The organism is Paraburkholderia phenazinium (genome assembly GCF_900142845.1).
Taxonomy (GTDB): Bacteria; Pseudomonadota; Gammaproteobacteria; order Burkholderiales; family Burkholderiaceae; genus Paraburkholderia; species Paraburkholderia phenazinium_A.
Window position 1 is genome coordinate 511,876 of record NZ_FSRU01000001.1, and the last position, 25,226, is coordinate 537,101.

Annotated in this window: 19 protein-coding genes; 13 read left to right on the top strand and 6 right to left on the bottom strand. The window is 61.4% G+C overall.

Annotation, left to right across the window (positions count from 1 at the left end):
* Positions 1-176: 176 nt before the first annotated feature.
* The 6 genes from BUS12_RS02325 (at position 177) to BUS12_RS02350 (ending at position 10,424) form a co-directional block, all read left to right on the top strand.
* Entirely contained in the window at positions 177-1,592 is a 1,416-nt protein-coding gene (locus BUS12_RS02325) for a DUF1254 domain-containing protein (RefSeq protein WP_074294060.1), read from the top strand.
* Between the two features lie 278 nt (positions 1,593-1,870).
* Positions 1,871-5,785, top strand: a complete 3,915-nt coding sequence (locus BUS12_RS02330; protein ID WP_074294061.1) for a DUF748 domain-containing protein — start codon at positions 1,871-1,873, stop codon at positions 5,783-5,785.
* Positions 5,786-6,231: 446 nt separating this feature from the next.
* On the top strand, positions 6,232-7,293 hold the full coding sequence (locus BUS12_RS02335) for an OmpA family protein (protein ID WP_074294062.1): 1,062 nt from the start codon (positions 6,232-6,234) through the stop codon (positions 7,291-7,293).
* A gap of 28 nt (positions 7,294-7,321) precedes the next feature.
* A complete protein-coding gene (locus BUS12_RS02340; RefSeq protein ID WP_074294063.1) occupies positions 7,322-7,957 on the top strand; it encodes a response regulator transcription factor in 636 nt (211 codons plus the stop codon).
* Between the two features lie 113 nt (positions 7,958-8,070).
* Positions 8,071-9,531 (top strand): ATP-binding protein, encoded by a 1,461-nt coding sequence (locus BUS12_RS37745; protein WP_171991581.1) that lies wholly within the window; start codon positions 8,071-8,073, stop codon positions 9,529-9,531.
* A gap of 14 nt (positions 9,532-9,545) precedes the next feature.
* A complete protein-coding gene (locus BUS12_RS02350; protein ID WP_083640206.1) occupies positions 9,546-10,424 on the top strand; it encodes a hypothetical protein in 879 nt (292 codons plus the stop codon).
* A 105-nt stretch (positions 10,425-10,529) separates the two neighbouring features.
* Here BUS12_RS02350 and acnA read toward each other — a convergent pair whose 3' ends face one another.
* From acnA to BUS12_RS02380, 6 genes are all read right to left on the bottom strand, one after another.
* Positions 10,530-13,247 (bottom strand): aconitate hydratase AcnA, encoded by a 2,718-nt coding sequence (gene acnA, locus BUS12_RS02355; protein ID WP_074294065.1) that lies wholly within the window; start codon positions 13,245-13,247, stop codon positions 10,530-10,532.
* A gap of 40 nt (positions 13,248-13,287) precedes the next feature.
* The gene (locus tag BUS12_RS02360; RefSeq protein ID WP_074294066.1) at positions 13,288-14,739 is read right to left on the bottom strand and encodes a bifunctional 2-methylcitrate dehydratase/aconitate hydratase; all 1,452 of its coding nucleotides are present in this window, start codon (positions 14,737-14,739) and stop codon (positions 13,288-13,290) included.
* Between the two features lie 20 nt (positions 14,740-14,759).
* The gene (locus BUS12_RS02365) at positions 14,760-15,281 is read right to left on the bottom strand and encodes a hypothetical protein (protein ID WP_074294067.1); all 522 of its coding nucleotides are present in this window, start codon (positions 15,279-15,281) and stop codon (positions 14,760-14,762) included.
* A gap of 103 nt (positions 15,282-15,384) precedes the next feature.
* Positions 15,385-16,572, bottom strand: coding sequence for a bifunctional 2-methylcitrate synthase/citrate synthase (gene prpC / locus BUS12_RS02370; protein WP_074294068.1), 1,188 nt, complete (start codon positions 16,570-16,572; stop codon positions 15,385-15,387).
* A 25-nt stretch (positions 16,573-16,597) separates the two neighbouring features.
* The gene (locus tag BUS12_RS02375; protein WP_074294069.1) at positions 16,598-17,614 is read right to left on the bottom strand and encodes an HpcH/HpaI aldolase/citrate lyase family protein; all 1,017 of its coding nucleotides are present in this window, start codon (positions 17,612-17,614) and stop codon (positions 16,598-16,600) included.
* A 99-nt stretch (positions 17,615-17,713) separates the two neighbouring features.
* A complete protein-coding gene (locus BUS12_RS02380; RefSeq protein ID WP_074294070.1) occupies positions 17,714-18,697 on the bottom strand; it encodes a malate dehydrogenase in 984 nt (327 codons plus the stop codon).
* A gap of 511 nt (positions 18,698-19,208) precedes the next feature.
* Between BUS12_RS02380 and BUS12_RS02385 the strand changes: the two genes are divergently transcribed.
* The 7 genes from BUS12_RS02385 to gltA all read left to right on the top strand — a co-directional run bounded on the left by BUS12_RS02385 (position 19,209) and on the right by gltA (position 25,149).
* Positions 19,209-20,012 (top strand): GntR family transcriptional regulator, encoded by an 804-nt coding sequence (locus tag BUS12_RS02385; RefSeq protein ID WP_074294071.1) that lies wholly within the window; start codon positions 19,209-19,211, stop codon positions 20,010-20,012.
* Positions 20,013-20,205: 193 nt separating this feature from the next.
* Positions 20,206-20,622 carry a succinate dehydrogenase, cytochrome b556 subunit gene (gene sdhC / locus BUS12_RS02390; RefSeq protein WP_074294072.1) on the top strand — a complete coding sequence of 139 codons (417 nt, stop codon included), beginning with the start codon at positions 20,206-20,208 and terminating at the stop codon, positions 20,620-20,622.
* Between the two features lie 4 nt (positions 20,623-20,626).
* A complete protein-coding gene (gene sdhD, locus BUS12_RS02395; protein WP_074294073.1) occupies positions 20,627-20,995 on the top strand; it encodes a succinate dehydrogenase, hydrophobic membrane anchor protein in 369 nt (122 codons plus the stop codon).
* Positions 20,996-20,999: 4 nt separating this feature from the next.
* Positions 21,000-22,775 carry a succinate dehydrogenase flavoprotein subunit gene (gene sdhA, locus BUS12_RS02400; protein ID WP_074294074.1) on the top strand — a complete coding sequence of 592 codons (1,776 nt, stop codon included), beginning with the start codon at positions 21,000-21,002 and terminating at the stop codon, positions 22,773-22,775.
* A 24-nt stretch (positions 22,776-22,799) separates the two neighbouring features.
* Positions 22,800-23,504 carry a succinate dehydrogenase iron-sulfur subunit gene (locus tag BUS12_RS02405; RefSeq protein WP_074294075.1) on the top strand — a complete coding sequence of 235 codons (705 nt, stop codon included), beginning with the start codon at positions 22,800-22,802 and terminating at the stop codon, positions 23,502-23,504.
* 1 nt (position 23,505) lies between these two features.
* On the top strand, positions 23,506-23,775 hold the full coding sequence (locus tag BUS12_RS02410; RefSeq protein WP_074294076.1) for an FAD assembly factor SdhE: 270 nt from the start codon (positions 23,506-23,508) through the stop codon (positions 23,773-23,775).
* Between the two features lie 72 nt (positions 23,776-23,847).
* Complete coding sequence (gene gltA, locus BUS12_RS02415; RefSeq protein ID WP_074294077.1) at positions 23,848-25,149, top strand: citrate synthase; 1,302 nt, start codon at positions 23,848-23,850, stop codon at positions 25,147-25,149.
* Positions 25,150-25,226: the final 77 nt, after the last annotated feature.

Consider the following 25,226-nt stretch of genomic DNA (forward strand, 5'->3'; position numbering starts at 1 on the left):
GTGGTGCGAAAGGTGCGTTTGTGCCTTTGCGCTTGCTAGCTGTCAAGGATACGATACAACCCGTTGTTGTCGGGAGCGAGATACGCGGCGCGTTCGCGGGGGCTTGGGAGCCACGTGCGCACAGCCGCAGCTGACCGACGCATCTTCCTGGACCGAACGTTCTGCCACCTGAACGAATGATAAAAACTCGCCGAGAACTGTTTTCGCTTCATTGGACCTGCGCGTCGCTTGCAGGGCTCACATTCCTCGCCGGCTGTGCCTCGACCCCCGTCGACGCGCCCAAGCCCACCGGCTGGATCAAGGACGAGGTGGCCGATTCCTATGTGTTCGGCTACCCGCTCGTGCTGATGGAAGCGGCGCGCGACGCCGCCGTCGGCACCGATCCGGGCCAGGCGCCGCTCAATACCTTGCGCCACGCGCAGGCGTTGCCGCCGGTCGGCTTGGCCAATCCGCCCACGCCGAGTCTCGATACGCTCGATTCGAGCGCCTGGCTCGATCTGGGCGCGGAGCCGGTTATCCTCGCGCTGCCCGATTCGCACGGCCGTTATGTCGACGCGCGTGCGCTCGACATGTGGACCAACGTGGTCTGGTCGACCAGCGCGCAAACGGGACCGCGTGCCAGCGGTATCAAGGAACAGGCGATTGCCTTCGTCGGTCCCGGCTGGCAGGGCGATTTGCCGAAAAATGTTAAACGCATCGACGTACCGACCCGCAACGCGTGGGTGACGGTGCGAATCCAGTCGAACGCCGGGCGTGACATGACCTTGGTCCGCAAACTGCAACGCGGCATTCGCCTCGTGCCGCTGAGTGCCTACGCGAGCGATGCGCGCTCGGCGATCGCGCCGGGCGGCAATGCCGCGGCCGCTGCGGCGTTGGCGGCATCCGGCTCGCCGGCTGCGCAGGTCGCTGCGCTCGACGCGGGCGGTTTCTTTAGCCGGCTGGCGGAGGGCATGCAGGACAACCCGCCGGTGCCGGACGATCCGCACGCGCTCAAGTTCCTCGCCGACCTCGGCGTGAAACCGGGCGAGCCGGTCAAACTGCCCGACGCCAGCGACGCGATTACGTCGGGCCTCAGCGATGGCCGCGAGCGGGTGGTGACGCCGCCGCCCAATCTGCTGAGCGTCAATGGCTGGAGCTGGTTCGGCGACGGTGTCGGCAACTACGGCCCGGACTACGCGCTGCGTGCCTATGCGGCGTACGCGCAGCCGGGCATCGGCACAAAAGACGACGAAGTGCGTGCCACCTTGACGCTGGATAGCGACGGCCATGCGCTGAACGGCGCGAACCGCTATGTGATCCACTTCGCGCCGAACCAGTTGCCGCCGGTACGCGGCTTCTGGTCCATCACCGCTTATACGAAGGAAGGCGCGCTCGGCGAAAGTGCGCCGGCGCGGCTGGCGGTGGGCGATCGCAACGGTGCGCACCGCAATCGCGACGGCTCGCTTGACGTGGTGGTGTCGTCGGTGCGGGTGCGGGCCGCTAACTGGCTACCGGCGCCGCGCACCGACCTGCAGCTTGTGCTGCGCCTGTATGCACCGAAGCCGCAAGCCACGGATGGCACCTGGCAGCCGCCGGCGGTCGTGCGCCAATAGTGACGGAGTGTGCGTCGCGCGAATGCGACGCACACCGTTGCGGGCGCAAAGGCCCGCAAGGCGATTGTTTCCGAATCCGCAACGCGGGTTCGCGGCGTTGCAGCGAGCGTCACAAAACGCGCCACCTCTGCTCGTTTCACACTCTGTTCATGCGCGTCGGGTGATTGTTTGCTTTCCGCTTACATTCCTATCCCGTACACGCCTCAAGACATATACTTGCCCGAGGCAAGACTTTAGTTATCGCGGCGGGCTTGCCGCCGCATCACCCATGACCGAGCATGGCAAGCCTCAATAAAGCAACCTTGGCATCTTCCCTGCAGGCCGTGCGCGGTGTCGCGCAGGCTCGTCGTACGCGACGTGTTGTGATCGGCCTGCTGATCTTCCTCGTCGTATTCGGTTTGCTCGGCTTTTTCGCGGCGCCGCCGCTGATTCGCCATATTGCCGAGCAACAACTCAGCAAGCAGCTCGACCGGCCCGCCACCATTGGCCGCATCGCGCTCAATCCCTATACGCTCAGGCTCGAAGCGGATCGCATCCATGTCGGCGAGCGCGGCGGCCAGGGCGACTTCGTCGATATCTCGCGGCTGATCGTGAAGCCGTCGTGGAGCTCGCTGTTCCGCGGCGCGCCGATCGTCGATGAGGTGCAGCTCGATTCGCCGCGTTTCAACATCATTCGCTATGACGCGCAGCGCTTCAATTTCACGGACCTGATCGAGAAGTTCGCCAGGCAGCCGTCCAAACCGGATAGCAAGCCGACGCTGTTTTCGGTGTCGAACATCCGTCTCGAGAACGGCCAGATTACCTTCGACGACCGTTTGCTCGGCGTGAAGCACGTGATCGATCAGTGGAAGCTCGGCATTCCGTTTATCGCCACGCTGCCGTCGAAGACCGATATCTTCGTCGAGCCGCTGTTGCGCGCGCGCATCGACGGCAGCCCGCTCGCGATCGACGGCAAGACCAAGCCGTTTGCTGCTTCGCGTGAGTCGGAAGTGTCGCTGCGTTTCGACGGGCTCAATGTGCCGCAGATCCTGTCGTACGCGCCGGCGAAACTGCCGGTGACGGTGCAGACGGGCAAGCTGTCGACCGACCTGAAGCTCAATTTCGTCGTGTCCGACGACGCGCCGTCGCTGCGCGTGACGGGGACCGTCGATCTGAACGATATCGATGTGCTCGACGAGAACAAGCAGCCGTTCTTTGCTGCGCACGCGTTGCATGTCGCGGCGGCGACGCTCGAGCCGCTGAAGAGCGTGTATCACTTCGACGAGATCCTGCTTGATACGCCCACCGTCAATCTGGCGCGCGACAAGGACGGTGTGCTGAGTGTGGAGCGCACGTTTGCGCCGGCGGTAGCGCCTGCGGCGACCAGTGCAACGGCGCAGCCCAGTGCAGCGGCATCGGCAAGCGAGGCTTCGTCCGCCGCGAGTAGTGCGAGTGCGGCAGGCGCGGCAAGTGCGCCGGAGGGGGCATCGGCCGCAACCGGCACAGCGGCGAAGGCTCCGGCGCCGCTCGACCTGGCAATCAAACGCTTCGCGCTCAATGACGGGACCATCAACGTTCAGGACGACGCGGCGGCGAGGCCCGTTGCGTTGGGTTTGAAGGGCCTGGCGGTCTCGCTCGCGGACTTCTCGACGATTGCCCCGGCGCCCGCTCACTACACGGTGAGCACGCAATTCAAGGACAACCCCGGCTCGCTCGATGCAGCGGGTTCGCTCGGTCTGGTGGCAAAGAGCGCCGATTCGAAGCTCGACCTCAAGACGTTGTCGCTGCCGATGTTGCAGCCGTATCTCGACAGCGTGACCGCTGCCCAGGTGACCGACGGTGCACTCTCCGCGACGGCCAACGTCAGCGCGAACTGGTCGAAATCGCCGCCGGACATTCAGGTCGGCGAGAGTCAACTGGACCTGCAATCGTTGAAGCTGGCGGCGCGCGGCAACAAGGAGCCGGTTGTCGCGCTTGCGCAAGGCCAGGTGAGCGTGAAGGCTGTCGACGTCTCGGGCCGTAATGCGGACATCACCGGCGTCGACGCCACAGGCCTCGTGATCAATGCGCAGCGTCTGAAGGACGGCAGCATCGATCTCGCCGCGCTTGCCGGACCCCACCAGGAAGCGCAGCAACGCACGGCGATCCATGCAGTCAAGAAGGCCGAGGAACAGGGGCCGGCCTGGCACTACAAGATCGGCGAACTGAACCTGAAGGACGCGACAGCCAACTTCACGGATAACACAACGCCGCGTCCCGTCAAACTCAACATCGCCCCGCTGCAGTTGAAAGTGCAGCAGATCAGCGACGATCTGAGCAAGCCCCTGCCCATCGATCTGCAAGCGACGCTGAATCGCAAGGGCACGTTGGGCGTAAAGGGCGACGTCACGGCCACGCCGCTCAAGCTCGCCCTGAAAGTGGACGCCAACCGGCTCGACGCGGCGGCGTTCGAACCGTACTTCGGCGGCAAGCTCAATGCGACGATTGCCAGCGCGCTGCTGAACATGAACGGCGATCTGGCGGCGTCCCAGGTGTCGAAGGCGTTCAAGGCGTCGTATCGCGGTAACGTGGCGCTCGTCGACGTGCGCATGCTCGACAAGGTGACGTCCGACTCGTTTGCAGGATGGGGATCGCTCGCCCTGACGAACCTGAAGGCGAACTATGACGAACACGGCACGGATGTCGACGCTGCACGCGTCACCTTTTCGAACTTCTACGGCCGCGTGCTGCTGGACCCGCAGGGCAAGCTGAACCTCACGGACGTGGTCGCCCATGAGGGCGATTCCAAGCAGTCGCTCACGCGCAGCAAGAGCACCACGGAACCGGTGCCGCTGACGCCGGGGACTGGCAGTGCTGCCGGCGCTGCCGCGGTCGTGCCGGGCTCGGCTGCTGATGCGGTGCCTCCTGTTGCCATTGCTGAGGCCTCCGCGCCTGTGGCCGCTTCTGCGCCGTCTGCTGCAGCCTCTGCTTCAGGCGCTTCCGCGAAGGCGAGCACGGCCTCCGCTGCTGCGCCTCCGTCTGCTCCGGTGAAACTGCACTTCGGCCAACTGGTGCTGCAGCAAGGCCGCGTGACCTACACCGATAACTTCATCAAGCCGAACTTCACGGCTAACCTGGTCGGCATTCAGGGGACCATTGGCGCGTTCGGCACACAATCGACGACCTCCGCGCCGGTGGACGTGGCCGCCAAGCTCGCCGCGAATGGACCGCTGTCGATCCGTGGATCGGTCAACCCGCTGATTGCCAAGCCGGCGCTCGACCTGACGGCGAGCGCCCATGACATCGAACTGACCAACCTCACGCCGTACTCGGCGAAGTACGCGGGCTATCCGATCACGAAGGGCAAGCTCAACGTCGATCTGCACTACAAGCTGGATAACGACCAACTGACCGCGAACAACCACATCTTCATCGATCAGTTGACGTTCGGCGATCACGTGGACAACGACACGGCGACCAAACTGCCGGTGCGTTTCGCGATTTCGCTGCTGAAGAATTCGAAGGGCGAAATCGACGTGAACATTCCGGTGTCGGGTTCGCTGTCGAATCCGGAGTTCAGCATTGGCGGGCTGATCTGGCATGCGGTGCTGAATCTGTTGGAGAAGGCCGTGACGGCGCCATTCTCGTTGCTGGCGAACGCGTTCGGCGGCAACAGTGAGGAGATGGGCTACGTTGAGTTCGACGCAGGGTCGGCAAAACTGTCGGATGCCGACAATCAGAAGCTCGATACCATCGCCAAGGCGTTGGCCGACAAGGCGTCGATTCGCATCGATCTGATCGGGCGCGTCGATCCGGCTGTCGATGCGCCTGCTTTGCGCACGGCATACGTCGAAAAGCTGGTCAAGCAGGAGAAGGTCAAGGACGTGGTGGGCAATGGCGCGAGCGTCGATCTCTCGACGGTCAACGTCGATCCCAAGGAGTACGACAAGTACCTGGCCAAGGCTTATAAAGATGCCGACTTCAAGAAGCCGCGCAATTTCGTGGGGCTGACGAAATCGCTACCCGCCGATGAGATGAAGAGCGCGCTGGCGGAACACGCGCCTGTCGACGATGCCAGTTTGCGTGAGCTGGCGCAGCAGCGTGCACAGAGTGTGCAGCAATACTTTGACGGCAAGATCGACAGCAGCCGGGTGTTCATCGTCGCGCCGAAGCTCGATGCGCAAGGTATCAAAGATAAGGGCGCAACGACGCGGGTGGATTTTGGGTTGAAGTGAAGGGGGAGGGTGCGTACGATGCTCGCGTGTCGCGCTCTGCGCCTTACCCGCTACGTGGAGAACCGCTGCCGCAAGGCGGTCACGACGCGTGCCAGCACGTCGTCCCAGTTACCGCGCTGTGCCTGCGTGAAGAGTTGAACGGCCAGGCAAGCGGCCATGACATTCTGCAGGGCGTGTGGAACACGTCGGCGGTAACGCGATCGCTATCGATCGCCGATTATCCTGTTTGATCGGGTGGCTGGACTCTAGGAATGTTCCGAAACGAAAAATGCCGGGAGCGCGATGTCCTTCGCGCTGCGCTCGTTCACGAGCTTTGCCGTATGCGGTGCCGGTCACATCGACAACCATTTTGATACCACTCTAAGAATTTTCCCATTCCAGTCCTGGACGCCTCTCCCCATACTCTCGGCTCTTACAGCGAGAATGCGTTTTAACGCAGGGAAGAGATGAAATTTCAGCAAACGATGGTGGCGTGCGCGCTGGTCTTAGCCGGCTGTGCGAATCAGGCCCAACGTGACCGACTGGGCATCGAAGATCCCACCTTATTGAAGACTGGCATTGGCGCGGCGCAAGATACCGCCTCCGGCGCAGTTACGCCGCAATGGTTGAGTACCTACGCTCCGATCGCGAGCGGTGGCGAGGCGCTTGCAGCGCTGCAACAGCGGCTCGACAAATTGCCTGTCGGCCAGAACACCTATTTCCATGCGAAAGCGCAATGCTGGATCGACGCCGCGCAAACGGAGTGGCGCGCCCATGATCAGTGGGGCTTCGTCGAGGAGGCGATCGGGCAGGCTGCGATGATCACCTTCGGTCTGGAGAACGATGCGTCGCTGTCCGCCGCGAATCCGGAACTGCGCACGGTGTCGACCGTACGTCCGGATTTGTGGAAGATCGTTAATGTCATCAAGAGCGATCCAGCCACCGCACGGTGCCCGGAGGCACAAGTGCCGCTGGCCTGTGCCGAAGTCGAACTTATGCTGGCCGGACACTACGCGTGGAGGCATGATTTCTCTGCTGCTGAGAAGGCGTTACCCGGTATTCAGGGCAACTTACGCAAGGCGGCGGAGGCGGGCTTGCAGTGCGCCCAGCCAAACATTCCGACACCCACCACGCCGACGCACACACCCGCACCGGACATCACGTTAAGAGCTGATTCGGCCTTCCGCTTCAATGGCAGCGACCTCGCCGCTTTATTGCCGAACGGCAAGAACCAACTCAACGCGATAGCGGCTGGATTGCAAAAAGTGAAGGGTATCCGGCAACTCAACATCAGCGGTTACACAGATCGTCTCGGCAGCGATGCGTACAACCAAAATCTTTCACTTCAACGCGCACTGACGGTGAAGGCATATCTGGTCAAACGCGGTGTGACGGTGCCGATCACCGTTACAGGGATGGGCAAAACCAAACCAGTGGTGGAATGTGATCAGAAGGACCGCAGTGCACTGGTGCAATGTCTCGCGCCAAACCGGCGTGTTGAAATCGATTTTGTTCGTGGTAGCGAGTGATTCGATATATGTTTAGGAGAACATCAGAATGACCACCATTATGATCGTGGACGACCACCCCGCGTTTAGGCTTGTTACCAAGACGCATATTGTGCAGCTCCTCGGCGTATCTGATGTCTTCGAGGCCGAGAATGGGCAGGCGGCTGTCGAGTTGGCCCGGCTGCATTTGCCGGATCTCGTCATTCTCGATCTCGACATTCCGCGTATCAACGGACTCGAAGTCATTCCGCGTCTGAAGCTGGCTCACGCTGGTGTCCGCGTTCTGGTGCTATCAGGCCAGGACCCCTCGGCCTTCGCCCCACGCGCCATGCGTTCAGGGGCGCAGGGTTTTGTCGCCAAGTCGCAGGAAATGAAGGAGATCATGCGCGGGGTCGAAGCGGTGCTGGCTGGCTATACCGTATTTCCGATGAATGTTGGCGGTGCCGGAGCAGGTTCGTCTATATCCGCTGACCAAGAAGAAGAAAGCCTCAAGCTGCTCTCCGATAAAGAGTTGATGATCCTGCAAATGCTGTCGAAAGGAATGTCAAATAAGGCGATCGGGGACGCGCTTTTCATGAGCGACAAGACGGTGAGTACGTACAAGAGTCGCATCCAGGAAAAACTTGGCTTGTCCTCGCTCGCCGCGCTAATCGAATTTGCATCGCTGCAAAAGCTTATCGATTGAGTCCGGCAAGTATGAACATGACTACCCAGCCTGATTCCCGGGCGGGTGCGCGCGAATTCGCGCACTGGTCCTCGCGCTCGGCGCGAACGGGTTCGATCCGGTGCGCAACTGCATTGGCTAGCATCGTCGCATTCGCGTTGCTGGGCCCCCTTTCGATGCGTGCAGACGCAGCAACTGCAGTTGACGTTGGCCAAGGGGACTCTGGCGTTTCTCTAAGTGACGTGGCTTGGCATACTTCGGTGGGTGCGCTGTTCGCGCTAGCCGCACTGTTAGTTGTCGCGCTTGGTGGATGGTGTCGCGCACGCATCGCATTCGATCGGGTCATCATAAGACTGGTCGGAGTCGAGAGCGAGTGGCAACGTCGCTATGCTGCCGTCGAGGCCCGGGAGCAGGCCGCACACGCATTGGCCGCCGCACATGCTGAGGCCGCTGCCGGGCGTGAGCGCGACCGCATTCAAAGCGCAATGCGCTATTTCATAAGCGGACCGCTGTCCGCATTAACCTCCTTGTTGGGGACGCTCCATAGCGTCGCTCTAACGCCGAACGAACGTTCCTTGGCCGGCAAGATCCACTTAGGCATGCGTACCACGCTTCGTGCACTGGAAGACGTGCTCTTGAGCTCGCATGTCGAATCACGCGCTATTCTTCTCGCCAAAAATGTGGTGAATGTGCGTGAACTTATCGAAGGCGTTGCTGCGTTGTTCGCTCCTACCGCCGCGCGGAAAGGCTTGCATCTGAGCGTGAGTATCGACCGGTCGATCGACACGCGCGTTCTTGCCGATAGTGATCGGCTCGGTCAAATGGTCTTCCATATGCTGAGTCGCGCGATTCGTTGCGGTGAAAGCAGTGTGATCACGATTGTCGCGCGGGCGGAGTGGCTGAATGCCGGATCGCAGCGGATTTCTATCAGCGTGAGGCACGTCGCGTCGGGAGAGACCGAATCAGCAAGTTCTCTACAAGAGCAGTTTCCTTGGTGGTTCAGCACGAACGCCCAATCAGCGGAAGTTTGCGAGGACGTCGAGTCAGGTCTGTCGCTTTGTCGGCTGCTCGCGCAACATATGCGAGGAGAACTTACGGTTGAGAACGCGTTGGGCTTCGGCTCGCGATGCACATTTAGCGCGCCGTTCACTATTGAGAGCGTGCACGCACCCGTGTCGCCGGCCAACGCTCAAGACTCGGCGGCTGGCTTTGCTCTCGCGGAGCGACAGATTGCTCATTCGCCACAAGCAGCGACCGAGTCCTTCGACCGAGCCTATCTCGAGGCGCTGTCGAATGAGGGAATCGATCTCCGTACGTTCGTAGGTAGTTGGTGCCAATCGGTGCAGGAAGACTTGCAGCGGATGCGCGGCTTGCGCGAGTTGCCTGACGCCGGCGCTCTGCGGGGTGTACTGCACAGACTGAGCGGCGCTGCAGGACTAGTTGGCGCTCGCGGTCTGATGGAGGCGCTGCAGCGTTCCAGCGTAGCCCAACCTGAACCCGAAGCAGACGCACTCGACATGCTCGAAAAGCGCAGCGAAGCGCTGATGAAGCAACTCTGCGAAGCGATCGATCTACACGGGAGCAATCTGCCATGACTCGACCGCTAGCGTTGATCGAAGGCGATCTGACCATTCCGTTGCCGCGTCCTTTCGACGGTTTGCCGCCGCCTTTCGGCGTGCGTCGGCGTCTGTTGCGTGAGGCGGTACATCAGGCCATTGAGGAACCCGCTCAACCGGCCTGGCGGCCCGGCATGGTTCCGCCTGGAGTGAAGCACATTCTCTCCTACAAGATTCCACAGAGGAAAGTCGATACGTACAAAATCGACGTCGCATTGGCGGAGGCCAAGCGTTATCTGGAAATGAGTACGGTTCGTCCACGTTCGTCGCGGTCCGATCATGTGCTCGCGGCGTCAATTTTCGCGGGTTGCACAATAGCGCTGACGTGGTTGCTAGTGACCTGCTCGATAAAAGACGCCGAAAGCACGAAGGCCGTTTTGGTGAAGCATCCGGTGCTTGTCGCCGACAGTTCGCGTAGCGGCCAACCGGGAGCCACGCCCCAAACCGCGACCGGGAATACACGGACGGAAATCGCAGTGAAGACGATTTCAAACCCTGTTGCAAGCGCTTCGAGCGTTGCACCAACTGTGCTAGCGGGAACCAAAAACGCGCCAGTTGCAACCAGGCGTGTTCACGTGACGAGCCTTGGCGAAGTGCATGTGAAGGAACGTGTGAAATTGAGTCAGGCGACCCGCCCGGCAGTGCGTCCCACGGTGTCGGTGCAGCCCGAGTGGCGCGCCGGCGTGTCGCGTCCGGATGTGGAAGCCTCGGTGGACGACGCACCTTGGCTGAATTGGGCGGCGCAGCGACATAGCTTACCCGCGACTACGCGCGCAACCACGCCAATCGACAATAGCTGGAACGGTCATATGATCCAGCGTCGCATCACCGACGATCCCGCCGCGTTCCACGTGGACCGCCGCGGTCAATAAAAAAAGCCCGACCAAAGTCGGGCTCTCAAATCGGCTGCGTCCTTTTGCAAGGACGCAGCACCTGCAAACCAGCTTAACTCTACCGTTTGCGCTAACAGAACAGCCTTAAGCCGCCAGCAGCGAACGCAGCACGAACGGCAGAATCCCGCCGTGCTTGTAGTAGTCCACCTCAATCGGCGTATCGATACGCAGCAGCACGGCCACACGCTTTTCCTTGCCGTCCTTGCCACGAATCACCAGCGTCACTTCTTGTTGCGGCTTGAAGTCAGCGCCAAGGCCTTCGATGTCGTACGTTTCTTCGCCGGTAATCCCCAGCGATTGCACGCTATCCGAACCCTTGAACTGCAGCGGCAGCACGCCCATACCCACCAGGTTCGAGCGGTGGATCCGCTCGAAGCTGCGTGCGACCACAGCCTTCACGCCCAGCAGTTGCGTGCCCTTCGCCGCCCAGTCGCGCGACGAGCCCGTACCGTACTCTTCACCCGCGAACACGATCGTCGGCGTACCTGCGTCGATGTACTTCATCGCTGCATCGTAGATCGACTCTTGTTCACCGCTCGGCTGGTGAATCGTCAAACCGCCTTCAACACGCGTGCCGTCAGCCTTCGCCGGGATCATCAGGTTCTTGATCCGGACGTTGGCGAATGTGCCGCGCATCATCACGTCGTGGTTGCCGCGGCGCGAACCGTAGCTGTTGAAGTCGGCCTTCTGCACGCCGTTTGCCTTCAGCCACTTGCCTGCCGGCGAGTCTTCCTTGATCGAGCCTGCCGGGCTGATGTGATCGGTCGTGACCGAGTCACCGAAGATGCCCAGTGCACGCGCGTTCTTCACGGCGGCGATGCTGTCTGCCGGCGTCATGGAGAAGTCCTTGCCGAAGAACGGCGGCTCAGCGATGTAGGTCGACTTCGGCCAGTCGTACACTTGACCTTCTTCGCCTTCGATCTTGCTCCACAGGTCGCCCTTTTTGGTGAGCTGTGCGTAGTTCTTGCGGAACGCGTCGGCGTCCAGCGCGAACTTGAGCAGGGCGTTGACTTCGTCGCTGGTCGGCCAAATGTCGCCCAGGTAGATGTCCTTGCCGCCCTTGCCCTTGCCGACCGGCTCGGTCATCAGGTCGCGCGTGATGTTGCCGGCAATCGCGTAAGCCACAACCAGCGGCGGCGAAGCCAGGAAGTTGGCGCGGATGTTCGGGTGAATACGCGCTTCGAAGTTACGGTTGCCCGACAGCACAGCCGCCGCGACGATGTCGTTCTTCGTGATCGCTTCGTTCAGTTCCGGCGTCAGGTCGCCCGCGTTACCGATACAGGTCGTGCAGCCATAAGCCGCCAGTTCGAAGCCCAGCTTCGACAGGAATGGCAGCAGGCCGGTCTTTGTCAGGTACTCGGTGACGATACGCGATCCCGGCGCAAGCGACGTCTTGATGTGCGGCGCAACCGTCAGGCCGGCTTCCACCGCCTTCTTCGCCAGCAGGCCGGCGGCCAGCAGCACGCTCGGGTTCGACGTGTTCGTGCACGACGTGATAGCCGCGATCAGGATGTCGCCGTTCTTCACGTTGACGCCGTTGGACGTCGTGTATTGCGCGTCCAGATCCGCCGCCTTCTTCGCAAAGCCGTTTTCGCCGACCGGCTTCGAGAACAGGTCGCCGAAGGTCGACTTCACGTGACCGATTTCGATACGGTCTTGCGGACGCTTCGGACCTGCCAGCGACGGCGTCACCGTGCCGAGATCCAGCGTGACGACCTTGGTGTAGTCGATCTGGCCAGCCTTCGGAATACCGAACAGGCCTTGTGCCTTGAAGTAGTTTTCGAAGGCGGAGATTTCTGCGTCGGTGCGGCCTGTGCCCTTGAAGTAGTCGATGGTTTTTTCGTCGACCGGGAAGAAGCCCATCGTTGCGCCGTATTCCGGCGCCATGTTGCCGATCGTCGCGCGATCCGGCAGCGACAGCGACTTCGTGCCTTCGCCGAAGAACTCGACGAACTTGCCGACAACCTTTTCCTTACGCAACAGTTCGGTCACGGTCAGGACCAGGTCGGTCGCCGTCAGGCCTTCGCGCAGCTTGCCCTTCAATTCGACGCCCACCACGTCCGGCGTCAGGAAGTACACCGGCTGGCCGAGCATGCCGGCTTCCGCTTCGATGCCGCCCACGCCCCAGCCCACCACGCCGATACCGTTGATCATCGTCGTGTGGCTGTCCGTGCCGACCAGCGTATCGGGGTAGTACACGGTGTCGCTGCCGTCAGCCTTCTTGTGCACGCCGCGTGCGAGGTACTCGAGGTTCACCTGGTGAACGATACCCACGCCCGGCGGCACGACCTTGAACGTGTCGAATGCCTGCATGCCCCACTTCATGAACTGGTAGCGCTCGTTGTTGCGCTGGAATTCCAGTTTCATGTTCAGGTCGAGTGCATCCTTTTGACGGAAGTAATCGATCTGCACCGAGTGGTCAACCACCAGATCAACCGGGACCAGCGGTTCGATCGACTTCGGGTTCTTGCCGGCGCGTTGCGCGACACCGCGCATCGCTGCGATGTCGGCGAGCAGCGGCACGCCGGTAAAGTCCTGCAGCACGACGCGCGACACCACGAACGGGATTTCGTCGACGCGCGCGGCGGTCGGCTTCCAGTTCGCCAGTTGCGTGATGTGTTCTTCGGCGATCTTCTTGCCGTCGTAATTGCGCAGCACTGACTCCAGCACGATACGGATCGAAACCGGCAGGCGGTCGATCTTGATGTTCAGTGCCTTGCCGAGTTGCGGCAGCGAATAAAACTTGCCTTTGCCGGAACCGCTGTCGAATTCCTTGAGCGTTTTGTGGAGGTTGTGGGCCATGGTGTTTTCCTTGGTTTGATCGCGGAACTACAGTACTGAACTAGATGACAAACAGATCGACGTATTCATTGACCGGCATGGCTTCGAGCCTTGCCTGATCCAGCGACACATCGAGAATCGCTTGTTGCTGCTTGACCGGAAACTTGCGCGCGAGGTTGGTCCTGAACTTCTCGACCAGCAACGGGATGCCGTCTGCACGGCGGCGCTTGTGTCCGATCGGGTATTCGACCACTACCTCGTCGAATGTCGACCCGTCGTTGAATTCAATCGTCAGTGCATTGGCGATCGAACGCTTCTCCGGATCGTGATAATCCTTCGTGAACTGCGGGTCTTCCACGCAGGTCATCGTGTTGCGCAGCGCGTCGATGCGCGGGTCCTGCGCGACGGAATCTTCGTAGTCCGCGGCCGTCAGTCGGCCGTAGATCAGCGGCACCGCGATCATGTACTGGATGCAGTGGTCGCGGTCGGCCGGGTTGTTCAGCGGCCCTGTCTTGTCGATGATACGGATCGCCGCTTCGTGTGTGCGAATCGTGATCTTGCTGATGTCTTCCACCGTCTTGCCGGCCGCGCGCAGTTGCGCATGCAGCGTCATGGCTGCTTCCACCGCGGTTTGCGAGTGGAACTCGGCGGGGAACGAAATCTTGAACAGCACGTTTTCCATGACATACGAACCGTACGGGCGCTGGAATTTGAACGGCTGGCCCTTGAACAGCACGTCGTAGAAGCCCCACGTCTTCGCGCTCAGCACCGACGGATAGCCCATCTCGCCGGTCTTTGCGATCAACGCAAGACGCACGGCCCGCGAGGTGGCGTCGCCCGCGGCCCACGACTTGCGCGAGCCGGTGTTCGGCGCGTGGCGGTAGGTACGCAACGCCTGGCCGTCGACGAGCGCCAGGGAAATGGCATTGATCAGCTCGTCGCGCGTGAGGCCCAGGAGCCGGCCAACAACGGCGGTCGAGGCGAGCTTCACAAGCAGTACGTGATCGAGCCCAACCTTGTTAAACGAGTTTTCCAGCGCAATGCAGCCCTGGATCTCGTGCGCCTTGACCACGGCAATCAGGACGTCTTTCATCGCCAGCGGCTTTTTGCCGGCGGCGATGGCGGTCCGCGAGAGCCAGTCGGCCGTGGCGAGAATGCCGCCGAGGTTGTCCGACGGGTGGCCCCATTCGGCGGCGAGCCACGTGTCGTTGAAGTCCAGCCAGCGGATCATGGCGCCGATATTGAAGGCGGCCTGAACCGGATCGAGCTGGAACTGCGTGCCAGGCACCCGGGCGCCGTTGGGGACGATCGTGCCGGGCACGATTGGTCCCATCAGCTTGGTGCAGGCGGGATAGGTGAGCGCCTCGAGTCCGCAGCCGAGCGTATCGAGCAGGCAATGACGCGCCGTTTCCAGCGCGAGCGTGCTGTCGATCGGGAAATCCAGTACGTAGTCGACCATATCGACCAGGACTGAGTCCGGGTCGGGCCGTACGTTGGATATCGGAGCGGACATCGAAGTTTTCCTGGTGAAAATCAGTTCTGCGGGTTCTTGATCAGCTCGTTCGACTGCGTCGGAGCCGGTGCGCCTTGCGACATCTCAGCCGTCTTGCACTCGTCAGCCAGACGCGAACCGTCGTTGTCCGAGAACAGCATGGCCTTGGTCGGGATCACGACCAGGTCCAGACCCGAAGCGGCGTCGTGGAAGCGGTCAGCACCCGTCGTGGTGGTTTCGCGCGGCAGGTTGTAGTTCTTGTTCGCCCAGTGAACCGTGACGATCTGGTCGCGCTTCATGTCACCCTTCAGGTCGAACGCCAGGCCTTCGTTACACGACCACTTCACCGCGCCGTCCGGTACCGGATCGACCTTGGCTTCCTTGGCCGGATTCGGCTTGCGCTTGATCAGGCGCTTCGGAGCCGGCCGTTTCGCCACGGCCTTCTTGGCGGGGGCCGAGGTCGCGGCGGTGCCCGACGCCGTTTGCGCGGAAGCGTCCGTCGCGGCGATCAGCATTGTCGAGGACAAGGCGCCGACTACGGCGGCGATCAGCAGCTTTTTCATGGAGTTTGCCTTTCTATCTAATATTGGTTGAACAGTGCGCGGCTGCTGGTGGGGGCAGCCGCCAGGGTGGAACTGCACGCGCCCTGAAAGCGCACAGCGGACGCTATTTTCTCCTATTTAGCGCCACGAACTTCAAATTCTCTGGACCGGTGTAATTCGCGCTCGGCCGGATGATCTTGTTGTCGATCCGCTGCTCGATGATGTGCGCGCTCCAGCCGGCTGTGCGGGCAATCACGAAGAGCGGCGTGAACATCGCGGTGGGCACGCCCATCATGTGATACGAGACCGCGCTGAACCAGTCCAGGTTCGGGAACATCTTCTTGGCGTCCCACATCACGGTTTCGAGCCGCTCGGCGATGTCGAACAGCTTCGTGCTGCCGGCTTCCTTCGAGAGCTGCTTCGCCACTTCCTTGATCACCTTGTTGCGCGGGTCCGAGATCGTGTACACCGGATGGCCGAAGCCGATCACGACTTCCTTCGCCTCGACGCGGCGGCGGATATCCGCCTCAGCCTGGTCGGGCGTCTGGTAGCGCGACTGGATTTCAAACGCCACTTCGTTGGCGCCGCCGTGCTTCGGGCCGCGCAGCGCGCCGATCGCTCCGGTGAGCGCCGAGTAGATGTCCGAGCCCGTGCCGGCGATCACGCGGCCGGTGAAGGTCGAGGCGTTGAATTCGTGTTCGGCATACAGGTTCAGCGACGTATGCATCGCCTCGACCCACGACTTCGACGGCTCCACGCCGTGCAGCAGATGCAGGAAGTGGCCGCCGATCGAATCGTCGTCGGTTTCCACCTCAATGCGCTTGCCATTGTGCGAGTAGTGGTACCAGTAGAGCAGCATCGAGCCGAGCGAGGCCATCAGCTTGTCGGCGATATCGCGCGCGCCGGGCAGGTTGTGGTCGTCCTTCTCGGGCAGCACGGTGCCGAGCACCGAGACGCCGGTGCGCATCACGTCCATCGGATGGGCGGCCGCCGGGATCCACTCCAGCGCGGCCTTGACGTTGGCGGGCAGGCCGCGCAGCGCTTTCAGCTTCGTTTTGTAGGCAGTCAGTTCGGCCTGGGTGGGCAGTTTTTCGTGCACCAGCAGGTAGGCGATTTCCTCGAATTCGCAGGTGCTGGCGATGTCCAGAATGTCGTAACCGCGGTAGTGCAGGTCATTGCCGGTCTTGCCGACTGTGCACAGCGCGGTGTTACCCGCCGTCACGCCCGACAGCGCCACGGATTTCTTCGGTTTGAATGCGCCTGGGGCTCCGCTCTCGCCTGGTGCGCCTGCGGCTTGCGTCTTGTCGCTCATCTCCAGCAGTCTCCTGTATGTCCGCTCATGATGCGGACTCTTGGGTGGAACCGGTTGTAGCAAAGAGCGGCGCGGCCTCGGCAGGCACCGCACGCCCGGTCGAGCGCGCGCGGCGCAGCACCGACCAGTAGTAGCGGTAGCTCGCGCGGTCATGCAGCGTGTCGCGATGGCGCGTCGGGCCCCATTGGGCGGACTGCGCGGCCAGCAGGATCTCGGTCGCGGTGACGATCTCGTCTTCGCGCGGCGCGAAGGCCGCGACGATGGCCGGCACCTGCGCCGGATGGATGCTCCACATGCGCGTGTAGCCGAACTCGTTGCGGGCGCGTGTGGCGTCGTTGGCCACCACGCTCATATCGCGCACTTCGGTGCTGACGTTGTGCGACGGCACTTTGCCGTGCGCGTGGCAGGCTGCGGCGATTTCCAGCTTCGCGCGCCGCACCAGCGGGTGATCGAACTGGCCGGGCGAGCGCATGGCGCTGTCGGGAATCGCGCCGTCGTGCGCGGAGACGAAATCCATCAGGCCGAAGCTGAGTGCTTCGACGCCCGGCAGGGCGGCAAGATCGAAGGCCCGCGCCAGCGCGCCATGGGTTTCGACCAGCAACTGCACCGGCACGGGTTGAGTCATGCCGAGTTCGCGCCGCGTCGCTTCGATGTACGCGCACATTTCGGCGGCATCGGGGACGTTGCGGATCTTCGGCAGGGTAATGAAGGCGGGCGCGCGTTTGGCGGCGCGCAGGATCAGGCGCACGTCGTCGCGCCAGTGCGTATGATTGAAATCGTGAATCCGCACACCGACGCGGCCAAAGCGGTCGTGCTCGCTGCCCAGAAGCGACGCCACCAGCTCCGCATGCTCCGCCTCGTGGCCGACCTGGGCGCCGTCTTCGCAATCGAGCGTGATGTCGAATACCGGTCCCAACTCCTGCTGCAAAGCGAGCGATTTCAGCATCAGCTTCTCGCTGCCGGCGTAGTGATCGCAGGCAGGCAGGACTGTGGGCGGCGCTTCGCCGTCAAACAGCACTTCGGCGGGTGTCAGGGCGCGCATCTTCGGCGTCAGGGGTGTGGGTTCTCGTTGAGGAATCGGATGTAAAAAGCCGGAACCCGTCGGCAAGCAACGGAGTCCCGGCTGGTCTGCATCGGGCGCTTAGCCGAGCAGGTGCTGAACGCCTTCGCGCTCTTCGAGCAGTTCGTTCAGCGTAGCGTCCATCTTTTCGCGCGAGAACGCGTCGATTGCCAGACCTTCGACACGCTTGTACTCGCCGTTTTCGCACGTCACCGGCACGCCGTAGATGATGTCTTCCGGAATGCCATACGAGCCGTCCGACGGAATACCCATCGTGACCCACTTGCCGTTCGTGCCGAGCACCCAGTCACGCACGTGGTCGATCGCTGCGTTCGCCGCCGACGCTGCCGACGACAGGCCGCGCGCTTCGATGATCGCTGCGCCGCGCTTGCCGACGGTCGGGATGAACGTGTTGCGGTTCCATTCGTCGTCGTTGATCAGCTTGGTCAGGTCTTGACCTTCTGCCGTTGCAACGCGGAAATCCGGGTACATCGTCGGCGAGTGGTTGCCCCACACTGCCAGCTTTTCGATCGAAGCGACCGGCTTGCCCGATTTGGCCGCCAGTTGCGACAGCGCGCGGTTGTGGTCCAGACGCAGCATGGCGGTGAAGTTCTTCTTCGGCAGATCCGGTGCCGACTTCATCGCAATGTAAGCATTGGTGTTGGCCGGGTTGCCGACCACCAGCACCTTGACGTCGCGGCTGGCGACTTCGTTCAGCGCCTTGCCTTGCACCGTGAAGATCTCGGCGTTGGCCGACAGCAGATCTTTACGTTCCATGCCTTTCGAACGCGGGCGTGCGCCGACCAGCAGGGCCACGTCTGCATCCTTGAATGCGACCTTGGGATCGTCGGTGATCACGACGCCCTGCAGCAGCGGGAATGCGCAATCATCCAGTTCCATCACGACGCCTTTGACGGCGCCTTGCGCTTGCGGCAGATCGAGCAGTTGCAGGACCACCGGTTGATCCTTGCCGAGCAGGTCGCCATTGGCGATGCGGAACAGCAGGGAGTAAGCGATTTGACCTGCGGCGCCGGTGACGGCAACGCGCTTTGCGGGCTTAGCCATTGAGAATTCTCCAGGACGATGCGTTAGACGCTAGGGAAAACGCCATTCTATATGCGCGTTAGGCGAAGCGTTGTGAAACACGGCGGAATTCACTGTTACGCGGGGCCTCAAGCTGAAAGCCGGGGCCGGAAAGCGCGTTGCGGCAAGACCGCCATGCCGGAAACCTGTGCAGCGGAACGAGGTGCGCGGGGCACTGCTGGCCGCTGCATGGTGCCGGGCGCCTGCAAGGGTGTGTTTCCGAAGCGTCTGACGGGACAAAGACCGGCGAATCGAAAGCGGGACCGCGAGAGACAACAGCATGGTGCAGAGCGGCTTTCGGTGCATGGCGGCCTGCCAGGAGTACCCATGGATACTCGGGAAAAGCCGTCGGATTTGCCCCCGAACCCTTGCTCGCCCTGGAGTGTAGGATTCGGCCCACACAAAGTCAACAGTATCTTATGTCTTATATAAGACATATCTATTGCAGGGAAAGCTCTGGACGCCGGACAGGCCTTTATGATGAAATGCGCGGATGAATTCGAACCCGGCGAGCACTGCGAATCCTATCGTCCCTGGGGGACCAGGCGAGGGTGCGCCCGCTGCTGCTGCGCCCGCTACATCGCCCACTTTCAGCCCCTTGTATCAGCAGATCAAGGGGTTGATTACACAGAGCCTCGAGTCGGGTGAATGGAAGCCGGGTGAAATCATTCCCAGCGAGGTCGAACTGGCCGCCCGTTTCAAGGTGAGTCAGGGGACGGTGCGCAAGGCGATCGACGAACTGGCCGCGGACAACCTGCTGGTGCGCCGCCAGGGCAAGGGTACTTTTGTTGCGACGCACAATGAAGACCGTGCCCAGTTTCGCTTCCTCAGGTTACTTGCCGATGACGGCGCCGAACATCCCCACGTCAGCCGCCTGCTTGAATGCCGCCGCCTGCGCGCGTCGGCCGATATCGCGCGTCAGCTCGACCTGAAGCCGGCCGACCCGGTGGTGCTCATCAAGCGGCTTTTGCAGTTTGATGGTGAAATCACGGTGCTGGACGAGATCTGGTTACCCGGCATGGTGTTTCGCGGGCTCACGCTCGAGCGGCTTTCGGAGTACAAGGGGCCGCTCTACGCGATGTTCGAAACGGAGTTCGGAACCCGTATGATCCGGGCCACCGAGAAGATCCGGGCGGTGGCAGCCGACCCCACGGTCGCCGATCTGTTGCAGGTGCCGGCCGGATTTCCGTTGCTATCGGTGGAGCGCGTGTCCTATACCTATGGAGACCGTCCCGTCGAAGTGCGGCGTGGATGGTATGTCACAACTGGGTACTACTATCAGAACGATCTGAGCTGAAACCGGGTTGTCGGAGACCCGCATGGTCAGGCTGGATCAGTGTGCTTAAGGGTGAGCGGCGTAGCGCGCGGCACCCTCTTGAAGCCGCCATTATCGCGTGAGCAGTAAAGGACCTGTGGGGTTTTTCGCTGCAGCGCGATATAAAAAGGCGCTAAAATTGCGGATTAGTGTTACTACATAGTAGGGGTCTAGCATGGCTGAAGCCGTAAAAAAACCGAGACCGGAGTTCCGGAACATCGGTATCGGGCAAATATTGACGGCGTATCGCCTCCCACTAGCGGGGCGTGTGTCGATTCTCCATCGCCTAAGCGGTGGGCTGCTGTTTGTTTTTCTTCCGTTCCTGCTGTACCTCTTCGATCAAAGCCTTACGTCAGAGCTCAGCTTCGATGTGTTCAAGGGCTTCCTCTCCAACATCATCGTCAAGCTCATCACGCTGGTTCTCGCGTGGGCCTTCCTGTTCCACTTCTGCGCCGGTGTACGTCACCTGTTCATGGACACGAGCCACAGCCTCACGACTAAAGAGAAGGGCAAGCAAACCTCCATCATCGTGCTGGTCGTCTCGTCGCTTCTGACGATTGCATTCGCGCTCAAACTCTTCGGAGCATTCTAAAAAAATGGCAGCTAACAACCGAATCGGCCCGAAGCGTCTCGTCGTCGGCGCGCACTACGGTCTGCGCGACTGGCTCGCACAGCGCATCACCGCCACCATCATGGCGATCTACACGATCATCCTGCTCGTGTGGTTCTTCGGCGCACAAGATTTCTCGTATGACGGCTGGGCGTCGATCTTCGCGACGCAATGGATGAAGCTCGCCACCTTCGTGACGCTGCTGTCCCTGTTCTACCACGCGTGGGTGGGTATTCGCGACATCTGGATGGACTACATCAAGCCCGTCGGTGTGCGCCTCACCCTTCAGGCCCTGACGATCGTCTGGCTGCTGGCGTGTGCCGGCTACGCTGCGCAGATTCTCTGGAGAGTATAAAAGAATGGCTGCAATCAAGAATTCTCTGCCGCGTCGCAAGTTTGACGTGGTTATCGTCGGCGCAGGCGGCTCGGGAATGCGCGCCTCGCTGCAACTCGCGCGCGCCGGTCTGTCGGTTTGCGTGCTGTCCAAGGTGTTCCCCACGCGTTCGCACACAGTGGCGGCTCAGGGCGGCATCGGCGCTTCGCTCGGCAACATGAGCGAAGACAACTGGCACTATCACTTCTACGACACGATCAAGGGTTCCGACTGGCTCGGCGACCAGGACGCGATCGAGTTCATGTGCCGCGAAGCACCGAACGCCGTCTACGAACTGGAACACATGGGCATGCCGTTCGACCGCAATGCGGACGGCACGATCTATCAGCGCCCGTTCGGCGGCCACACGGCCAACTACGGCGAAAAGCCGGTGCAACGCGCTTGCGCGGCTGCTGACCGGACCGGTCACGCGCTGCTGCACACGCTGTACCAGCAGAACGTTGCAGCGAAGACGCAGTTCTTCGTCGAATGGATGGCGCTGGACCTGATCCGCGACGCCGAAGGCGACGTACTCGGCGTGACCGCGCTGGAAATGGAAACGGGCGACGTCTACATCCTCGAAGGCAAGACCACGCTGTTCGCTACGGGCGGCGCAGGCCGGATCTTCGCAGCTTCCACCAACGCGTTCATCAACACTGGTGACGGCCTGGGCATGGCTGCGCGTTCGGGTATCGCACTGCAAGACATGGAATTCTGGCAATTCCACCCCACCGGCGTGGCCGGCGCGGGCGTGCTGATTACCGAAGGTGTGCGCGGCGAAGGCGGCATTCTGCGTAACTCGAACGGCGAGCGTTTCATGGAACGCTACGCGCCTACCTTGAAGGATCTGGCGCCGCGCGACTTCGTTTCGCGTTCGATGGACCAGGAAATCAAGGAAGGCCGCGGCGTAGGTCCGAACAAGGATCACGTGCTGCTCGACCTGTCGCACATCGGCGCCGAGACGATCATGAAGCGTCTGCCGTCGATCCGCGAAATCGCACTGAAGTTCGCGAACGTCGATTGCATTAAAGAGCCGATCCCGGTTGTGCCGACCATCCACTATCAGATGGGCGGTATTCCTACGAACATTCACGGCCAGGTGGTGGGCACGTCGAAGGGTCACGAAGATCCGGTCAACGGCTTCTACGCGGTCGGCGAATGCTCGTGCGTGTCGGTCCACGGCGCGAACCGCCTAGGCACGAACTCGCTGCTCGACCTGGTGGTGTTCGGCCGCGCGGCCGGCAACCACATCGTCAAGCACGTGAAGGAAATCAAGGATCACAAGCCGCTGCCGGCCGATGCGGCTGACTTCGCGCTGTCGCGTCTGGACAAGCTGGACAAGTCCTCGTCGGGCGAATACACGCAGAACGTCGCGAACGACATCCGCGCCACGATGCAGGCGCACGCCGGCGTGTTCCGTACCTCGAAGCTGCTGGCTGAAGGTGTGGAGCGCATCCGCGAAGTGGCTGAGCGCGTCGACAACATCCATCTGAAGGACAAGTCGAAGGTCTTCAACACGGCACGTGTCGAAGCGCTGGAACTGGCGAACCTGATCGAAGTGGCACGCGCCACGATGGTGTCGGCAGAAGCGCGTAAGGAAAGCCGTGGTGCGCACGCACAAGACGACTTCGAACATCGTGACGACGAAAACTGGCTGCGCCATACGCTGTGGTTCAGCGAAGGCGATCGCCTCGACTACAAGCCGGTTCACATGCAACCGCTGACCGTCGAATCGGTGCCGCCGAAAGCGCGTACCTTCTAAGGCACAAGTCAAAGGAATTCAGAAATGGCCAAGCGTACATTTGAAATCTACCGCTACGATCCGGACAAGGACGCAGCACCGCGCATGCAATCGTACGAGATCGAAATCGACTCGCACGAACGTATGCTGCTCGACGCGCTGCTCAAGCTGAAAGCAGTGGATGAAACGCTGTCGTTCCGTCGCTCGTGCCGTGAAGGCGTGTGCGGTTCGGACGCAATGAACATCAACGGCAAGAACGGTCTGGCGTGCCTGACCAACATGAACGACCTGCCGCAGAAGATCGTGCTGCGTCCGCTGCCGGGCCTGCCCGTCGTGCGCGACCTGATCTGCGACTTCACGCAGTTCTTCAACCAGTATCACTCGATCAAGCCGTACCTGATCAACGATACGCCGCCGCCGGAAAAGGAACGTCTGCAGTCGCCGGAAGAACGCGAAGAGCTGGACGGCCTGTACGAGTGCATCTTGTGCGCAAGCTGCTCGACGTCGTGCCCGAGCTTCTGGTGGAATCCGGACAAGTTCGTCGGTCCGGCAGGCCTGCTGCAAGCCTATCGCTTCATCGCGGATAGCCGCGACGAAGCGACCGGCGAACGTCTCGACAACCTGGAAGACCCGTACCGTCTGTTCCGTTGCCATACGATCATGAACTGCGTCGATGTGTGCCCGAAGGGCCTCAACCCGACGAAGGCGATCGGCAAGATCAAGGAATTGATGGTTCGCCGTGCAGTCTGAGATGGAGCAATCGCATCAAGCCGACCCGCTTCGGCGGGCGCGCCTTCGCTGGCGCGCCCGGCGTGGCCTGCTGGAAAACGATCTGATTTTCGAGCGTTTTTTCGGCAAATACGAGCATGACCTCAGCGACGCCGATGTAGGTGCCCTCACGCGCCTGCTTGAGCTGAGCGATAACGACCTGATGGACTTGCTACTCGCGCGCAAGGAACCGGAAGGCGACCTTGCAGACCCGGATGTGATCCGGGTGCTGGAGCTGCTGCGAACTGCTTGAGAGAAGCCAGTCCGTTGTTCCACGCGTGCAATTATCGAAACCCTGTTTCCATACTTCGATTGAGGATGTGCCATGACCCCGTCAGATGTTAAAGCCACGCTATCGTTCAGCGACAACTCGCCGAGCGTTGAAATGCCGATCTACAAGGGCACGATGGGCCCGGACGTGATCGACATCCGCAAACTGTACGGCCAGACCGGCAAGTTCACGTACGACCCGGGCTTTATGTCGACGGCGGCGTGTAACTCGGCTATTACGTACATCGATGGCGACAAGGGCGAGCTGCTGTACCGCGGCTACCCGATCGACGATCTCGCGCAGAACGCGGACTTCCTCGAAACCTGCTTCCTGCTGCTGAAGGGCGAACTGCCGAACGAAGCGCAGAAGAAGGAATTCGTCGACACCGTCACGAAGCACACGATGGTGCACGAGCAGATGCACTTCTTCTTCCGCGGCTTCCGTCGCGACGCGCACCCGATGGCGATTCTGGTGGCTGCAGTCGGCGCGCTGTCGGCGTTCTATCACGACTCGCTGGACATCAATAATCCGCGTCACCGTGACGTGTCGGCCATTCGCATGATCGCGAAGCTGCCGACGCTGGTGGCGATGGCGTACAAGTACAGCATCGGTCAGCCGTTTGCGTACCCGAAGAACGAACTGTCGTACAGCGCGAACTTCATGCACATGATGTTCTCGAACCCGTGCGAAGAGTACAAGGTCAACGACGTGCTGGTGCGCGCGCTGGACCGTATCCTGATCCTGCACGCGGACCACGAACAGAACGCGTCGACTTCGACGGTGCGTCTGGCCGGCTCGTCGGGTGCGAATCCGTTTGCATGTATCGCAGCCGGTATCGCCTGCCTGTGGGGCCCGGCACACGGCGGCGCAAACGAAGCGGCACTGAACATGCTGGAAGAGATCGGCTCGGTCGACAACATCCCTGAGTTCATCAAGCAGGTGAAGGACAAGAACTCGGGCGTGAAGCTGATGGGCTTCGGTCATCGTGTCTACAAGAACTACGACCCGCGTGCGAAGCTGATGCGCGAAACCTGCCACGAAGTGCTGGAAGAGTTGGGCCTGCATGACGACCCGCTGTTCAAGCTGGCCATGGCGCTGGAAAAGATCGCGCTGGAAGACGAGTACTTCGTGTCGCGCAAGCTGTACCCGAACGTCGACTTCTACTCGGGCATCGTGCAGCGCGCGCTGGGCATCCCGACCTCGATGTTCACGTGTATCTTCGCGATGGCGCGTACGGTGGGCTGGATTGCGCAGTGGAACGAAATGATTGCCGATCCGGAACAGAAGATTGGCCGTCCGCGTCAGCTGTTCGTCGGCGATACGCCGCGTGAAGCGAAGCCCATTTCGGCACGCTAAGCGGTTGATGGCCGCTGCATTTGCGTAGGACGTCGTGGCGGTTTAGGCCGCTGTGAGTTGTGCGTGAGGCTGCCGCT

Bases quoted from the DNA above. Each gene is read 5' to 3' on its own strand.
- BUS12_RS02325 (WP_074294060.1), top strand. From the start codon at position 177: ATGATAAAAACTCGCCGAGAACTGTTTTCGCTTCATTGGACCTGCGCG.
- BUS12_RS02330 (WP_074294061.1), top strand. From the start codon at position 1,871: ATGGCAAGCCTCAATAAAGCAACCTTGGCATCTTCCCTGCAGGCCGTG.
- BUS12_RS02335 (WP_074294062.1), top strand. From the start codon at position 6,232: ATGAAATTTCAGCAAACGATGGTGGCGTGCGCGCTGGTCTTAGCCGGC.
- BUS12_RS02340 (WP_074294063.1), top strand. From the start codon at position 7,322: ATGACCACCATTATGATCGTGGACGACCACCCCGCGTTTAGGCTTGTT.
- acnA (WP_074294065.1), bottom strand. From the start codon at position 13,247: ATGGCCCACAACCTCCACAAAACGCTCAAGGAATTCGACAGCGGTTCC.
- BUS12_RS02360 (WP_074294066.1), bottom strand. From the start codon at position 14,739: ATGTCCGCTCCGATATCCAACGTACGGCCCGACCCGGACTCAGTCCTG.
- BUS12_RS02365 (WP_074294067.1), bottom strand. From the start codon at position 15,281: ATGAAAAAGCTGCTGATCGCCGCCGTAGTCGGCGCCTTGTCCTCGACA.
- prpC (WP_074294068.1), bottom strand. From the start codon at position 16,572: ATGAGCGACAAGACGCAAGCCGCAGGCGCACCAGGCGAGAGCGGAGCC.
- BUS12_RS02375 (WP_074294069.1), bottom strand. From the start codon at position 17,614: ATGCGCGCCCTGACACCCGCCGAAGTGCTGTTTGACGGCGAAGCGCCG.
- BUS12_RS02380 (WP_074294070.1), bottom strand. From the start codon at position 18,697: ATGGCTAAGCCCGCAAAGCGCGTTGCCGTCACCGGCGCCGCAGGTCAA.
- BUS12_RS02385 (WP_074294071.1), top strand. From the start codon at position 19,209: ATGAATTCGAACCCGGCGAGCACTGCGAATCCTATCGTCCCTGGGGGA.
- sdhC (WP_074294072.1), top strand. From the start codon at position 20,206: ATGGCTGAAGCCGTAAAAAAACCGAGACCGGAGTTCCGGAACATCGGT.
- sdhD (WP_074294073.1), top strand. From the start codon at position 20,627: ATGGCAGCTAACAACCGAATCGGCCCGAAGCGTCTCGTCGTCGGCGCG.
- sdhA (WP_074294074.1), top strand. From the start codon at position 21,000: ATGGCTGCAATCAAGAATTCTCTGCCGCGTCGCAAGTTTGACGTGGTT.
- BUS12_RS02405 (WP_074294075.1), top strand. From the start codon at position 22,800: ATGGCCAAGCGTACATTTGAAATCTACCGCTACGATCCGGACAAGGAC.
- BUS12_RS02410 (WP_074294076.1), top strand. From the start codon at position 23,506: ATGGAGCAATCGCATCAAGCCGACCCGCTTCGGCGGGCGCGCCTTCGC.
- gltA (WP_074294077.1), top strand. From the start codon at position 23,848: ATGACCCCGTCAGATGTTAAAGCCACGCTATCGTTCAGCGACAACTCG.